The 14,907-nt window shown below is 40.9% G+C and carries 12 protein-coding genes; 9 read left to right on the forward strand and 3 right to left on the reverse strand.

Annotation, left to right across the window (positions count from 1 at the left end; all coding sequences use genetic code 11):
• The first annotated feature begins 69 nt into the window (after positions 1 to 69).
• From adiA to MCT08_RS07830, 5 genes are all read left to right on the forward strand, one after another.
• Positions 70 to 2,379: an arginine decarboxylase gene (gene adiA / locus MCT08_RS07810; protein ID WP_274678190.1), complete on the forward strand. Its 2,310-nt coding sequence runs from the start codon at positions 70 to 72 to the stop codon at positions 2,377 to 2,379.
• 157 nt (positions 2,380 to 2,536) lie between these two features.
• On the forward strand, positions 2,537 to 3,874 hold the full coding sequence (gene potE, locus MCT08_RS07815) for a putrescine-ornithine antiporter (protein ID WP_274678192.1): 1,338 nt from the start codon (positions 2,537 to 2,539) through the stop codon (positions 3,872 to 3,874).
• A 54-nt stretch (positions 3,875 to 3,928) separates the two neighbouring features.
• Positions 3,929 to 4,843, forward strand: coding sequence for an amino acid ABC transporter substrate-binding protein (locus MCT08_RS07820; RefSeq protein WP_274678193.1), 915 nt, complete (start codon positions 3,929 to 3,931; stop codon positions 4,841 to 4,843).
• Positions 4,844 to 4,976: 133 nt separating this feature from the next.
• Positions 4,977 to 5,879: a DMT family transporter gene (locus tag MCT08_RS07825; protein ID WP_274678194.1), complete on the forward strand. Its 903-nt coding sequence runs from the start codon at positions 4,977 to 4,979 to the stop codon at positions 5,877 to 5,879.
• Positions 5,880 to 5,902: 23 nt separating this feature from the next.
• The gene (locus MCT08_RS07830) at positions 5,903 to 6,838 is read left to right on the forward strand and encodes a cation diffusion facilitator family transporter (RefSeq protein WP_261928057.1); all 936 of its coding nucleotides are present in this window, start codon (positions 5,903 to 5,905) and stop codon (positions 6,836 to 6,838) included.
• A 251-nt stretch (positions 6,839 to 7,089) separates the two neighbouring features.
• Here the strand turns inward: MCT08_RS07830 and MCT08_RS07835 are convergent, their stop codons facing one another.
• Entirely contained in the window at positions 7,090 to 8,106 is a 1,017-nt protein-coding gene (locus MCT08_RS07835; RefSeq protein ID WP_274678195.1) for a porin, read from the reverse strand.
• A 519-nt stretch (positions 8,107 to 8,625) separates the two neighbouring features.
• Here MCT08_RS07835 and potE (MCT08_RS07840) point away from each other — a divergent pair.
• The 3 genes from potE (MCT08_RS07840) to MCT08_RS07850 all read left to right on the forward strand — a co-directional run bounded on the left by potE (MCT08_RS07840) (position 8,626) and on the right by MCT08_RS07850 (position 12,389).
• Positions 8,626 to 9,963 (forward strand): putrescine-ornithine antiporter, encoded by a 1,338-nt coding sequence (gene potE, locus MCT08_RS07840; protein WP_274678192.1) that lies wholly within the window; start codon positions 8,626 to 8,628, stop codon positions 9,961 to 9,963.
• 54 nt (positions 9,964 to 10,017) lie between these two features.
• Positions 10,018 to 10,932: an amino acid ABC transporter substrate-binding protein gene (locus tag MCT08_RS07845; RefSeq protein WP_274678196.1), complete on the forward strand. Its 915-nt coding sequence runs from the start codon at positions 10,018 to 10,020 to the stop codon at positions 10,930 to 10,932.
• A gap of 122 nt (positions 10,933 to 11,054) precedes the next feature.
• Positions 11,055 to 12,389, forward strand: coding sequence for an amino acid permease (locus tag MCT08_RS07850; RefSeq protein WP_176314024.1), 1,335 nt, complete (start codon positions 11,055 to 11,057; stop codon positions 12,387 to 12,389).
• A gap of 534 nt (positions 12,390 to 12,923) precedes the next feature.
• On the opposite strand, the gene MCT08_RS07855 is transcribed toward MCT08_RS07850, so the two are convergent.
• Positions 12,924 to 13,331, reverse strand: coding sequence for a glycine zipper family protein (locus MCT08_RS07855; protein WP_168521981.1), 408 nt, complete (start codon positions 13,329 to 13,331; stop codon positions 12,924 to 12,926).
• Positions 13,332 to 13,611: 280 nt separating this feature from the next.
• Between MCT08_RS07855 and MCT08_RS07860 the strand changes: the two genes are divergently transcribed.
• A complete protein-coding gene (locus tag MCT08_RS07860; RefSeq protein WP_168521983.1) occupies positions 13,612 to 14,037 on the forward strand; it encodes a hypothetical protein in 426 nt (141 codons plus the stop codon).
• Positions 14,038 to 14,156: 119 nt separating this feature from the next.
• Here the strand turns inward: MCT08_RS07860 and MCT08_RS07865 are convergent, their stop codons facing one another.
• Positions 14,157 to 14,873 (reverse strand): glycerophosphodiester phosphodiesterase family protein, encoded by a 717-nt coding sequence (locus MCT08_RS07865; protein WP_168521985.1) that lies wholly within the window; start codon positions 14,871 to 14,873, stop codon positions 14,157 to 14,159.
• Positions 14,874 to 14,907 lie beyond the last annotated feature (34 nt).

The raw sequence follows: 14,907 nt of genomic DNA on the forward strand, positions 1-14,907 counted from the left end.
ATATTTCGTCATTTTGTCGTAACAGTGATGGCGAAGTATCGATTTACAACTTTCAAATGAGATTTAATTATGATCGCAACAAATTACAACCCAGTAAAAAGCAAAGTGCTTGTCATTGACGAAGGGTTAGAGAAACTCGATACCGCTTTTGGTCGCAATACTAAAGTGTTGGTTGATGAACTGACAAAACGTGATGTTTATGTTTCAACGGCAGTGAGTGAAGAAGAGGCTTTAGCGGCTATCGTTTCTGACGCTTCTATCCACGGTGTGCTACTAAGCTGGGAATTAACTGGCACTGGTAAGGATGGTAAACGTTCGGCAGAAATACTACTGAATGAGTTAGCGCAACGTCACAGAAATATCCCTGTATTTTTAATGGCTAAAAACAGTGAGCAAGTGAAGACAATCAACGAAGATGTCATGACTAAAGTTGAAGAATTCGTTTGGATGCTAGAAGACACTGCTGATTTTATTGCTGGACGAATGATCGCAGCGGTTGATCGCTACCGTGCCCAGCTACTGCCTCCTTTTGCAGCAGCATTAGCCAAATATTCAAAGTTACGTGAGCAATCTTGGTCTGCTCCTGGCCACCAAGGGGGTATCGCATTTACTAAACTGCCTGTTGGCCGTGCTTTCTTTGATTTTTATGGTGAAAATCTATTTCGTACTGATATGGGTATTGAACGTGGTCAATTAGGCTCACTGCTTGATCACACAGGACCTGTCGCAGAAAGTGAAAAATACGCAGCAAAAGTATTCGGTGCTGACCGTTCATATAATGTAACTGGTGGTACATCGGGTTCTAACCGTACCATCATGCAAGCGACTATGGTTGAAGATGATGTGGTGATTTGTGACCGAAACTGCCACAAATCAATTGAACAAGGTCTAATGCTTACTGGCGCTCGTCCTGTTTACTTGGTTCCAACTCGTAACCAGTATGGCATTATTGGCCCAGTACCTGCTTCAGATATGTCAGTTGAAAGCATTACTAATAAAATTGAAACCAGCCCACTAACTAAAGATCTTGAAAATAAAGATCCCGTTTATTCTGTGTTGACTAGCTGTACTTACGATGGTTTGTGTTACAACGCTGTTGATGTTGAAAACCTACTTGGTCAAAGTAGCCCACGTATTCATATGGATGAAGCGTGGTACGGTTACGCACGTTTTAACCCAATTTACAAAGACCACTTCGCAATGCGAGATGGAGCTGGTAAAGATGATCCAAACGCTCCGACTGTATTCGCAACTCACTCAACACATAAGTTGTTAGCGGCATTATCACAAGCCTCTTATATTCACGTTCGTGATGGGCGTGATGCGATTCCACATGACCGCTTCAACCAGTCATACATGATGCATGCAACAACATCTCCACTGTATTCAATCGTAGCGTCTAACGATATTGCATCAGCCATGATGGATGGTGAAGGTGGAACCATGCTGACAACCGATGCAATTAAAGAAGCGGTGAGTTTCCGTCAAGCGGTAGGTAAAGCATTTAAGAGTCACGAAAGTAATGGTGATTGGTTCTTTAAACCGTGGAACGCGGAGACAGTAGTAGACCCTGTAACTGGCGAGAGCTACCCATTTGAAGAAGCACCATCAGAATTGTTGGTGTCAGAACAGAGCTGCTGGCGCTTAGATCCTAAAGATAAATGGCATGGATTCAAAGACTTACAGGACAACTGGGTTATGCTTGATCCAATTAAAGTGAGCTTATTGACTCCGGGTATGAGTGAAGATGGTGAACTTCTGGAGACAGGTGTTCCTGCTGAGTTGTTTACAGCTTATGCGTCTCGATTTGGTATTGTGCCAACTCGTACTACCGATTTCCAAGTGATGTTCCTATTCAGTATTGGCGTGACAAAAGGTAAATGGGTGACATTAATTAACACCTTGTTGTCATTCAAACGTCACTACGATGAGAATGCGCCATTGACTCAAGTATTGCCTGAGCTTGTAAGTAGTAACCCAGAGCGTTATGGCAACCTTGGTTTGAAAGATCTAGGTAATGAGATGTTTGAGTTCTTGAAAAAGCATGATCCAGGCCAAGCACTAAATGATGCTTACTCAACGATCCCACAACCAGAAATGACACCGCGTGCTGCGTTCCAGCAACTGGTAAAAGACAACATCGAATTGGTTCCTGCCGACAAATTAGCGGGTCGTGTTGCCGCAAATGCGGTTATGCCATACCCACCAGGTATCCCAATGATGATGTCTGGCGAGAAATTTGATGAAAGCAACAGTCCTCAAATTGAATACATGTTGAAGCTTGGCTTGTGGGATGAAATGTTCCCTGGCTTTGAGCATGAAGTAGAAGGTGCTGAAGTTGTCGATGGTGTTTATAACGTGCTTTGTCTTAAAGCATAAAACCCAGCGCAACCCAAAATTGATGCTTCGATAAGTAAAAAATAAAGCGGTTATTTTTCATCAGATGGTAACCGCTTATTTTGAGGAAAGCATCTCATCGCCATTTTTGATTGTGAACCCACAATCAACACATTTTAATTATCAAGAGATCTTTTGTATGGCTGATACAAATAAAAAAATGACACTGGCGGGTTTAACCACGCTAGTGGCTGTGAATATGATGGGGTCGGGCATTATTATGCTACCGGCCACCATGGCACAAATTGGTGCGGTGTCACTACTGTCATGGATAGTGACGGCGGTTGGTTCAATGGCTATCGCTTATGCTTTTGCTCAACTCGGGGTATTTTGTAATCGCTCGGGTGGTATGTCTGCCTATTCTGAAGAAGCGCATGGTAAGTCGAGCTTTTTCATGGCTTCATTCCTTTATTACCTATCACTAGCGATTGGTAACGTAGCGATTGCCATTTCAGCGGTGGGCTATTTAACCCCGTTTTTCCCATGGTTAGGAACTGGCGCAACACCACTCTTTGTTGGTGTGGTTGGTCTAATTTGGGTTACTACACTGGCTAATTTCGGTGGGCCTAAATTAACGGGCAAACTGGGTGCAATTACCGTGTGGGGTGTGATTATTCCGGTTGCTGGTTTGGGTGTCATTGGTTGGTTCTGGTTCTCTGGTGATGTGTTTGCACAAGCTTGGAACCCAAATAACTTAGCGATTAGTGATGCAATTGCGCAGAGTATTCCAATGACATTATGGGCGTTCCTGGGTATGGAATCGGCGGCACAAAACTCAGATGCCGTAGAAAACCCTAAGAAAAACGTACCATTAGCGTGTTTGTTTGGTACTTTGGGTGCGGCTGTGGTGTACATTCTGTCGACGACTGTTATCCAAGGTATTATACCGAATGCAGAGCTTGCGACGTCAACCGCTCCTTTTGCTTACGTTTATGCACAAATGTTTAACCCAGTAGTCGGTAACATCATTATGGCATTGGCAGTGATTGCCTGTATTGGTTCGCTTTTAGGTTGGCAGTTCACGTTGGCACAAACAGCCAAATTCACAGCCGACGGTGGCATGTTCCCGAAAGTCTTCTCGAAAGTGAGTAAAGCAGGGGCACCAATTCTAGGTATGTTGATTGCGGGTGTGATTCAGACATTAATGGCCGTTTCAACCATGTCACCTGATGCGACCGAGCAGTTTAATAAATTAGTCAACTTGGCAGCGGTTACTAACATTGTTCCTTATATCACCGCGATTTCAGCACTCGTGATAGTTATGCGTAAAGCAAACGTGACGGGTAATGCGTTCAAATTGAACATTGTCGTTATGCTTATTGCTATCCTTTACAGCGCTTATGCCTTGTATGCTTCAGGTATGGAAGCGGTATTTGGTGGTATGGTCGTCATGATGCTCTCTTACCTATTGTATGGTTTCATCGCGTATCGATTCGATGACAGCAAAACGGCTGATACTGAGTCAAGCGCTGCGTAATCTCTCGATATTAAACGATACGAATTTACAGATTTTGAAGTAAGGAATACCGATATGGTACAGAATAAAATAGGGTCATTGAGCGTTATGGCAATGACATTACTGATGTCAGCGTTTGGTGCTCAAGCGAACAATGATGTGCTAACGAATGTTAAGCAAACAGGTCAAATAAACTTTGGTTATGTGGCTGATGAAGCGCCGTATTCATCGTTGAATGACAAGGCTAGTGAGCCAAAGGGTTACGCGATTGATTTGTGTAACAAAGTGGCAGATAGCATCAAAGCTCAGCCGGGCTATGGTGATATGAAAGTTGTGTATCACCCAACCCAACTCAATGAGGGTTTACAACAAGTTGCAGAGGGTGAGCTTGACCTGTTGTGTGGCGCGGCCATGGAAACACTGACTCGTCGTGAGCAGGTTAGTTTTTCAACGCCAATTGGCAAGGGTGGCTTAAGCGCGGTCATTAACGAAAATGCGAGTGCGGATTTAAAACGAGTACTGGAAGATAAGCCGGCTCATACTGGTCCTAAATGGCGTGCGACGGTGAACCGTGGTTTGGCTAATCATACTTACGTGGTTCATGAAGGTACGGTGACAGAGGGTTGGGTAAGAAACAAAATTAAACAACTGGGTGTCGTTGCAACGGTGGTTACCGCGAAGACACATGAAGAGGGCATCAAACTGGTCTCGGAAGGAGTGGCGGATGCGTATTTTGCCGACCGTTTTGAGTTAATCGGTGAGCTTCATCACTCTCACTTGAGCAATGTGGAGTTGTCGCCTCAGGTGTTTGAGGTTGCATACGGCCGTTTAGCACTGCCTAAGAATAACGATGATTTTCGTTTATTGATTGATCGCAGTCTGAGTGAGCTATATCAGTCGGATGATTTTGTACCGATGTACACACAGTATTTTGGTGAGCCAACAAAAGAAACACTAAACGACTATCAAGGCTATAGTATTAGCAAGTAATTATTGTTTGTTATTTTAATGCCTGCTTGTTAATTGAATTGTATTGAGTCAATTGATAAGTAGGCATTTTTATTGTGGTTAATTTATGCCAAGTTAATCACGATGTTCTGCTATCAATATGGTTAGTGATATTATGAATGATAAACAAAAAGGTGGGTTGATTGCATTATGTGGAGTCACGATCTTAAGCTTTGATAGTTTACTGGTAAAGTTAGTAGATACATCTGAGTGGAATCTTATCTTTTGGAGAGGTACTTTACTCTCTTTGACTTTAATACTAATGAACTACGCAAAATTAAAGATGAGTGCTAACTCGTCTAGTAATAAGCGAATCAATCTATCGCCTTTAATTGTTATTGGTGGCTTTGCCTTTGCAGCCTCAAGCTCATTTTTTGTTTTGGCGCTAAATAATACTCAGGTCACGAGTGCATTAGTTATTTTTAATACTGCGCCATTTTTTGCAGCGTTGGTTGCTTTTGTTTTTCTTAAAGAAAAACTGCCTTTTCATACCTTGATAGCCATTGCGGTTGCTATTGTAGGTGTGGGCGTAATTTTTGACTATGCGCCAGCGGGAACGGGAGGGGTAACTGGAGATTTATACGCGATTGTCGCGGCAATCAGCTTTGCTATTTATTTGGTTATTTTACGATCCAATCAAGGTGAGAATAGTAGCCGCTTTTTGATTGTTGGGGGGTTAACCATGTCGATTGTTGGTTTAGTTAATGGTGCTAATCCAATGGCAATTGAAGGTTTGCCTATTCTTTACATGGGGGTGCTTGGTTGTATTGTTGTGCCTGTTTCAGGGGTATGTATCGCAAAATCGACACAATATTTACCAGCAGCTCAAACGGGGTTGATTCTATTGTTAGAAATATTACTTGGTCCATTTTTTGTTTATATAGTGCTAAAAGAACAACCTTCAATAGAAAATATGCTGGGTGGTGGACTCGTACTTATAACGCTTCTTGCCCATACTCTATGGGATTCATATAGTGTTGCGAAACACCCCTGTATTATTTCTGACATTGCGTCCTAAAGATGAGTGATAAGGAGTAATTAATGGAAAACGATAGTCACAATAATGAATTGAAAATATTGAAATTTTCCATTTGTATGGGGGTTATATATACCGTGGTGGGAATTTCATGGGGGATAGCAATACAGTCTGGTATTATTTTGTTTGATGCTATTTACTCTGGTGTTTCTATCATCCTCTCTGTGATGTCTCTGTATGCGCTGAACTTAGTTAATAATGATGAGCAGCATCACCTTAAAGTAAAAAAAAGTAGCTTTCAAATGGGAAGGACGGCAATTGAACCTTTAGTTATTACCGTTAAATCTATCGTTATTATCGTTATATGTTTGTATGGCATGGCTAATGCCATTTCTACCATCATTGGCGGTGTCGAAGAGCCAATGAATGCGATTGCTGGTATGGGATATGGTGTGGTTACGAGTGTAATCTGCTTATCTAGCTGGCTTTACATTAAGGCTAAAGGGCAGGATATGCCCGATTTAGTGCAAGCGGAATCTGAACAATGGTTAGTGGATACTGCATTTAGTGTACTTGTCATTGTCTCCTTTATAATTAGCTATGTTCTAAAACAGACATCATGGGGTCACCTTTCTGGTTACATTGATCCATTGGCAGTGATCATCACTTCATTGTACTTTATTCAAGTTCCTGGGAAACGTTTAGCGCAGAGTATAAAAGAGTTGCTATTAATGGCTCCCGATGATCGTATCCAAGATCAACTGACAGGCACCGCTAATGATATAGCACGACGTTACCAATTAGGAACCCCAGTAGTGAGGTCAACCAAGATTGGGCGCCAATTAGCTATTGATATTACGTTCATTTTAGAAAATAAAAATAACGATTTTACGATCAATGATTTCGATAATTTTAGAAGCGAGATCGAATCTAGTTTGAATCAACTCGGCTTTGACCTGTGGCTAAATATCTCATTTACATACAATTCTCAATGGGCATGAACTAAATTGAGAACGATAATTTTTATCTGTTCTTGGTTTTTTAGCTGCCTTTACTGTTCGAGATTTACCTTTCCCGCAATGCAGGTTGGATAGCCACTTTGACTATTTGTGCACCACAATGACTGAAAACAGTATCAAAAAATTTAAGTTGAAAACGAGAGTTGAGAGTTATCGACAAAAGAATTAATAAAACCCCTTCGTTAGTCAACGAGGGGGTTTTGTTTATCTATTGAGTCTGTAATGCATAATGATTAGAAACTGTAACGCATACCTAGCATTAACTCATCTTCATCATTATCACCTACACCACCTTCACCTTCATCGAGCAGGTTAAATTTGTAACTACCATAAAAAGCTACATTACCCATATAACGAGCGTACTCGATGGCAATGAAATTAATATCTAGGTCGTCAATTTTGTCGGCAGAGAAATAGCTGTAGGTCAAATTAACTGTGTTATCGCCAAAGGAATAACCTAAGTAAGCGTCTGCTGCGTTGTAATCGGAATTTTTAATTGCTTCCTTAGATAGGCTACCACCTTGATACATTGCGGCTAACCAAATACCGTTATCATTAGTATATTTTGCGGCAGCAATAAAAGCGTCAGATGTATCTGTGTCGTTCCCATTGCCGTAAGTTTCATCGCTGGCGGAGTAACCAATACCAATATCTAGACCAACCGGAATGCTGTAGGCAAGCACCACACCATAGCCATCACTTTGTGCGCTGCCACTGTCTGAATTGAAATTACCGTCAACCTGAAAAGTCAATCCATAATCAGTAGTGAATTCATAACGCAGGACATTTTTGGCTCTGTCTGCCGTCGATACGGTATATTCGTTAACATAACCACTGAAGGTTTCTGCCATATCCGTCCAATCAGTTAAGTAAGTAACGGCGTTATTTTGGTGTCCGTAGTAAAGGTTGCCATGGCTAGTCTCTATACCTGCGTATAAAAAACGGGTATTGAAAGCAACATCATCACTATCAGCATCGTCAGATTCAACGAGCTCAAATTCATATTTACCAACAAAAGAGACGTCATCAGACAGTTTTTGTTGACCATCAACACTTAAACGTACACGTGACATGTCTTCATAAGAGCTATTGTTATCTGCTGTTTTGTTAGCATCAGAAATATTCCCTCTGACTTCAGCTCTTCCTCCTATGTTTAAAATAGTATCATCATTTTGGTATACCGTTGCTGCCGATACCAGTGTTGGTGCGAGAGTACTTGCCACTGCAATGGCGATCAATTTCTTTTTCATTGATTTAATATCCTATGTTGCTATATGGATAAATTATCCGTATCAATTATTTTGATATGGAGTGGTACATTTATACCCGGATAAGTGTAGTTAGTGAATGATTATTTGGCAAAAAATTAATTGAAAGTAATGCTAGTTATAAGGTTTATTTTTTTCAACTATTTTCTGTTTTTTAATTAATTAAAAAGTAACATTTAATTTCTAATGCTTTTATTATTGGTGTTTTTTATTTATATGGTTTGTTTTGAAAAGAAGATGCTCATTTTGTAGTGTTTGGTCCATCAAAAGCGAGTTTTGATCGCTAGGTTTGTTAGATATTATCATCATCTGTTTACTGGCTTTATGCTATGTATGTTGTCTAAATTATCGGTTAAATAATTAATTTAGAATGAATTTTTATTTTAAATGATTGTTTGTGGCTGTTTTTTTGAGTGTGTTTTAACAATGATAAGTGTTGTTTTTGTCATTTTTTTGAAAGCATGTGATTTTAATCTATTTAATGTTTAAGAGATCTTTTGTATGGCTGATACAAATAAAAAAATGACACTGGCGGGTTTAACCACGCTAGTGGCTGTGAATATGATGGGGTCGGGCATTATTATGTTACCGGCCACCATGGCACAAATTGGTGCGGTGTCACTACTGTCATGGATAGTGACAGCGGTTGGTTCAATGGCTATCGCTTATGCTTTTGCTCAACTCGGGGTATTTTGTAATCGCTCGGGTGGTATGTCTGCCTATTCTGAAGAAGCGCATGGTAAGTCGAGCTTTTTCATGGCTTCATTCCTTTATTACCTATCACTAGCGATTGGTAACGTAGCGATTGCCATTTCAGCGGTGGGCTATTTAACCCCGTTTTTCCCATGGTTAGGAACTGGCGCAACACCACTCTTTGTTGGTGTGGTTGGTCTAATTTGGGTTACTACACTGGCTAATTTCGGTGGGCCTAAATTAACGGGTAAACTGGGTGCAATTACCGTGTGGGGTGTGATTATTCCGGTTGCTGGCTTGGGTGTCATTGGTTGGTTCTGGTTCTCTGGTGATGTGTTTGCACAAGCTTGGAACCCAAATAACCTAGCGATTAGTGATGCAATTGCTCAAAGTATTCCAATGACATTATGGGCGTTCCTGGGTATGGAATCGGCGGCACAAAACTCAGACGCCGTAGAAAACCCTAAGAAAAACGTACCATTAGCGTGTTTGTTTGGTACTTTGGGTGCGGCTGTGGTGTACATTCTGTCGACGACTGTTATCCAAGGTATTATACCGAATGCAGAGCTTGCGACGTCAACCGCTCCTTTTGCTTACGTTTATGCACAAATGTTTAACCCAGTAGTCGGTAACATCATTATGGCATTGGCAGTGATTGCCTGTATTGGTTCGCTTTTAGGTTGGCAGTTCACGTTGGCACAAACAGCCAAATTCACAGCCGACGGTGGCATGTTCCCGAAAGTCTTCTCGAAAGTGAGTAAAGCAGGGGCACCAATTCTAGGTATGTTGATTGCGGGTGTGATTCAGACATTAATGGCCGTTTCAACCATGTCACCTGATGCGACCGAGCAGTTTAATAAATTAGTCAACTTGGCAGCGGTTACTAACATTGTTCCTTATATCACCGCGATTTCAGCACTCGTGATAGTTATGCGTAAAGCAAACGTGACGGGTAATGCGTTCAAATTGAACATTGTCGTTATGCTTATTGCTATCCTTTACAGCGCTTATGCCTTGTATGCTTCAGGTATGGAAGCGGTATTTGGTGGTATGGTCGTCATGATGCTCTCTTACCTATTGTATGGTTTCATCGCGTATCGATTCGATGACAGCAAAACGGCTGATACTGAGTCAAGCGCTGCGTAATCTCTCGATATTAAACGATACGAATTTACAGATTTTGAAGTAAGGAATACCGATATGGTACAGAATAAAATAGGGTCATTGAGCGTTATGGCAATGACATTACTGATGTCAGCGTTTGGTGCTCAAGCGAACAATGATGTGCTAACGAATGTTAAGCAAACAGGTCAAATAAACTTTGGTTATGTGGCTGATGAAGCGCCGTATTCATCGTTGAATGACAAGGCTAGTGAGCCAAAGGGTTACGCGATTGATTTGTGTAACAAAGTGGCAGATAGCATCAAAGCTCAGCCGGGCTATGGTGATATGAAAGTTGTGTATCACCCAACCCAACTCAATGAGGGTTTACAACAAGTTGCAGAGGGTGAGCTTGACCTGTTGTGTGGCGCGGCCATGGAAACACTGACTCGTCGTGAGCAGGTTAGTTTTTCAACGCCAATTGGCAAGGGTGGCTTAAGCGCGGTCATTAACGAAAATGCGAGTGCGGATTTAAAACGAGTACTGGAAGATAAGCCGGCTCATACTGGTCCTAAATGGCGTGCGACGGTGAACCGTGGTTTGGCTAATCATACTTACGTGGTTCATGAAGGTACGGTAACAGAGGCTTGGGTACGCAACAAAATTAAACAACTGGGTGTAGTTGCAACGGTGGTTACCGCGAAGACACATGAAGAGGGTGTTAAATTGGTATCGGAAGGTTTGGCGGATGCGTATTTTGCCGACCGTTTTGAGTTAATCGGTGAGCTTCATCACTCTCACTTGAGCAATGTGGAGTTGTCGCCTCAGGTGTTTGAGGTTGCATACGGCCGTTTAGCACTGCCTAAGAATAACGATGATTTTCGTTTATTGATTGATCGCAGTCTGAGTGAGCTATATCAGTCGGATGATTTTGTACCGATGTACACACAGTATTTTGGTGAGCCAACAAAAGAAACACTAAACGACTATCAAGGCTATAATATCAGTCAGTAATGGCTGTCATTCGATAAAGCAATACCTCAGTCTTTGTTGTTTTACAGAAGAAGTGATGTATGGGGTTAGCCTACTATGTCACTTCTTTTTTAGTACCAGTAATATCCATAAAGGTGTTAAACATGCACGAAAATAATACACCGCAATCTAAGCGATCTCTTGGTTTAGGTATGTGTACCGCTTTAATCATCGGTAACATGATTGGTTCAGGATTCTTTATTGCGCCTGCGGCTTTGGCTCCTTATGGCGCAGTTGCCATTATTGGTTGGGGTGTCATGGCATTTGCTGCCGTTTGTTTAGGAATGATTTTTGCGAGACTAGCAAGGATTAGTCCTATAGCGGGTGGGCCTTATGCTTATACTAGATTAGGTTTTGGTAAATTTACTGGTTTTCTAATTGCCTGGGGTTATTGGATTTCAATCTGGGCTTCATTACCTGCTATGGCTGCTGGACTCGTCGGTTATTTGTCGCAGATCTTCCCACTGTTACAAGGTAACGGTGTGTTAAAAATTGCGATTGGTTTAGGCGCCATGTGGCTTGTTGCTCTCATTAATATCCGCGGAGTGAAAGAAGCGGGCTTATTTCAAGCCGTAACGGTTTATACCAAATTAGTCCCTTTTATTGCGATTAGTATTTTTGGTTTATTTTGGGTTGATTGGGGACACTTTGATGTACTAAATCCAAGTGATAAGCCCTTTTTAAGTGCCTTAGCGGCCACGGCGCCTTTAACTATGTTTGCCTTTTTAGGGATTGAATCGGCAACAGTGCCGGCCGGTGATGTCATTGACCCAGAAAAAACCATTCCAAGAGCCACCATTTTAGGTACCACTGTTTCGGCACTGGTTTACATACTGGGTACTACCGTTGTTATGGGTGTTTTACCAAGAGAAACACTAATAAACTCAAGTGCGCCATTTGCTGATGCAGCCAATGCCATTTGGGGGCCTACCGCTGCGATGATTATCTCGATTGCTGCTGTTATTTCTTCTCTCGGTGCCATTAACGGTTGGACATTGTTGATGGGACAGGTGCCTATGGCAGCTGCAAAAGATGGAGCCATGCCGGGCTTTTTTGGTAAGCAGTCGAAAAGCGGTACACCGAGAAATGGTATTTTGCTTTCTGTAATGTTATCAAGCGCTTTGTTGCTTATTGATGCTTCAGGGTCTAGTGCATTGGCTACATTTTATAATCTCATCGTTAACTTATCGACAGATACAGCAATGATTCCTTATGTATTTTGTTGTTTAGTGGAAGGTATTCTTTATGTTAAGCGAGATAAATTATCTCAAGTTTTGAATATAAAATCCTACTGGCCGATTGCAAGTGTCGCATTCCTATTTTCAGTGGCTACCATTTATGGTGCAGGGCCTGACGCTGGGATGTGGTCTTTATTGCTATTAATGTTAGCGGTTCCAGTTTGGTTGGTCATTTGTTCTGAAAAAATGAAAGATAATTAGTAGCGCTAGATTTATTTTAATTTTAAAGCCTCGTTGTAACGAGGTTTTTTTCTAGCTCCAATTTTAAATAGCCATACTTAATATTTTATGGATTTAACCCATCAAATGGTATTAATCAATACTAACTTGTTAATTTACAATGTAGTTTAATGAATCTGGTTTTATATGTGGCTAGAGAACATATGAACAGCATTATCTCAATTCAATCTCATGCTGTATTTGTTTATACGGGAAATATTCAGCCGCATTTAATCTCGCTAGTAATGCGGCTTACGGTGTGCTTAAAATGACTGAAGAAGCTGGTTCATGGGAACTAGAAACAATATCGGCACCAGATGATTTCTCTGCTGTGAAAGTCGCTGACTAGTTAATTATTAACCTAAGTGAAAAATAAAAAGTTGCGATTGGTTCGCAGTTTTTTATATGGTTGTTTTTTAAGAATCTTCAACACATCCTTGTGATGATAGGTGGCTAGAGTGATAGGAGTTCAGAAGAGTATTTTGTTAACCAAGTTCTGGTTATATAGAAAGCGTGCTAGTTTAAAACCGTATAACCACGTCCAATCATACAGTTGCGCATAACATTTTGTTTTTGAATATCATATTGTTGCTCTGCTTGACGTTTTTCTGAGCCATGTTTTAAAGCTCCACCAATTACTCCAATGCCAGCTCCTACTTTAGCGCCATTAGAACCACTGCCGCCACCAATCGCGCTGCCGACCGCACCCAATGCTGCTCCTTTGGCTGTGGAGCCTAATACATCGTGACCCAGTGAATCAGTTTGCTGTTGTTCAACTTGATTTGATAACTGATCACATTCATATAAGTCAGCATGATATTTCTGCTCATCAACATTCTTTGTGTCAACGATAATATTTGCATATGATAGCGAAGGCAAAGTGAATATGAGTAATGTGCTCAGCAGTAATTGTTGTTTTTTCATGATGGCTCTCTCTATGAGTAATAATATTTTGCGTCGCGATAGTATCTTAACCTATGATCTTTGCTCTCTCTCTTATGATTGATTGAGTCCTACATGGATATTGGTGATTCACAAATAAGTTAATGAAGGGTGGTGTCCTTCATATACGATTAACCACATTATGCGTTCTTATTTATTCTCTTGTTAAATCGAGTCACTTGCGGCCTACCTGCAACTTTATATAGCAAAGCAGTGATAGAAATCTTTGGATAAAAACGCCAATCTACAGAAGGTAATCATAATGAAAAAAACACTTATTTCGCTTTTTTTGATGTCACTAGCTGCAAATGTATCAGCACAGACCCCAGAAGTGTTGGATGTGCAAAATGTCGATCAAACCATGAGCCAATTGATGATGGTTGAGCAAGAAGGTGAATTCTTTGTGACTATTGACGAAGAAACAAGTTTCGAAGAAATTACCTTCTCAGGTTTTGTTGTGGAAAGGTATAGCGAGATTTATATCAGCAGACATGATGCGAAAGCATTACAGCTTGAACAAAAGAAAAAATTCTATGTTTATGGTGAAAAAGATCTGGAAGCACTAAACAAAAAAATAGCATTACGTATTGATCAGGATAATCCAAAGTTTTTCTCTGTTGATCTCTACCGTGATTATCATGGTGATTCTGGTGATTTTAGCTATGTTGCTCGAGTCATGGAGTATTAATAATCAATACATTAGCCCGCTTTAATTGAGCGGGTTTTTTATTACCCTAAATTGGTTCAATACCGGAATTTTACAGGACTTGGTATGTCTGAAACTCAGTATGTTGTTTAATGTGAAGGTTAATGATTATCCAAAAACAATTCTGGATAGTCGCTAAACACAGCATTAATAGTTTGTAAATGGCGCAGTTTCTTTGGGTTGTTGACTGTATAACACCACACTTGATATCCCGCTTGTTGGAGTTGTTGGACATGTTTTTTGCTTGTCCAACGGAAGTTTAAGTTACAGCTAAAAGCATTGATCTCTTCTAACAGCTGCCAGTCCTTTTTCGATAGCCTTTCACTTAACACTCCTAATTTATAGCCTTGGCAATATAGCGCTAGCGTACGCATGATGTCGTGGCTAAAGCTAGAGAGTAAAATATTTTTTTTGTCGATTGGACTATGATCAAGCTGCTGTTTTAATTGTTGAGCAACGTTTGAAACATCGTGCCGGTCGACCTTTACTTCAATATTGAGCCCTAACTTGTGCTTGGCTGCCAAAATCAATAATTCTTCAAGCGTCATAATGGGCTCACCAGTAAAGGTTGGATTAAACCAACGACCAAAATCAAGTTGTTTGAGTTGTTGTAGGGTATAGGCATCCACCCGGCCTTTGCCATTACTACAGCGGTTAATAGTGTGATCATGGCATACCACCAATACATTATCTTTGGTTGGTTGCACGTCGATTTCTACCCAATCTAAACCTAAATCAATCGCAGCTTGGACGCTGACTCTGGTATTTTCAGGAAAGCGACCAGCTACACCACGATGCCCAACAACGATTAAAGACATACTTATTCCTTATTACATTTATTTTTCGAGGTAG

It is taken from the genome of Vibrio aestuarianus (genome assembly GCF_028858425.1).
Lineage (GTDB): Bacteria > Pseudomonadota > Gammaproteobacteria > Enterobacterales > Vibrionaceae > Vibrio > Vibrio aestuarianus.

Coding starts and splice junctions, on each gene's coding strand:
- adiA (WP_274678190.1), top strand. CDS start 70: ATGATCGCAACAAATTACAACCCAGTAAAAAGCAAAGTGCTTGTCATT.
- potE (WP_274678192.1), top strand. CDS start 2,537: ATGGCTGATACAAATAAAAAAATGACACTGGCGGGTTTAACCACGCTA.
- MCT08_RS07820 (WP_274678193.1), top strand. CDS start 3,929: ATGGTACAGAATAAAATAGGGTCATTGAGCGTTATGGCAATGACATTA.
- MCT08_RS07825 (WP_274678194.1), top strand. CDS start 4,977: ATGAATGATAAACAAAAAGGTGGGTTGATTGCATTATGTGGAGTCACG.
- MCT08_RS07830 (WP_261928057.1), top strand. CDS start 5,903: ATGGAAAACGATAGTCACAATAATGAATTGAAAATATTGAAATTTTCC.
- MCT08_RS07835 (WP_274678195.1), bottom strand. CDS start 8,106: ATGAAAAAGAAATTGATCGCCATTGCAGTGGCAAGTACTCTCGCACCA.
- potE (WP_274678192.1), top strand. CDS start 8,626: ATGGCTGATACAAATAAAAAAATGACACTGGCGGGTTTAACCACGCTA.
- MCT08_RS07845 (WP_274678196.1), top strand. CDS start 10,018: ATGGTACAGAATAAAATAGGGTCATTGAGCGTTATGGCAATGACATTA.
- MCT08_RS07850 (WP_176314024.1), top strand. CDS start 11,055: ATGCACGAAAATAATACACCGCAATCTAAGCGATCTCTTGGTTTAGGT.
- MCT08_RS07855 (WP_168521981.1), bottom strand. CDS start 13,331: ATGAAAAAACAACAATTACTGCTGAGCACATTACTCATATTCACTTTG.
- MCT08_RS07860 (WP_168521983.1), top strand. CDS start 13,612: ATGAAAAAAACACTTATTTCGCTTTTTTTGATGTCACTAGCTGCAAAT.
- MCT08_RS07865 (WP_168521985.1), bottom strand. CDS start 14,873: ATGTCTTTAATCGTTGTTGGGCATCGTGGTGTAGCTGGTCGCTTTCCT.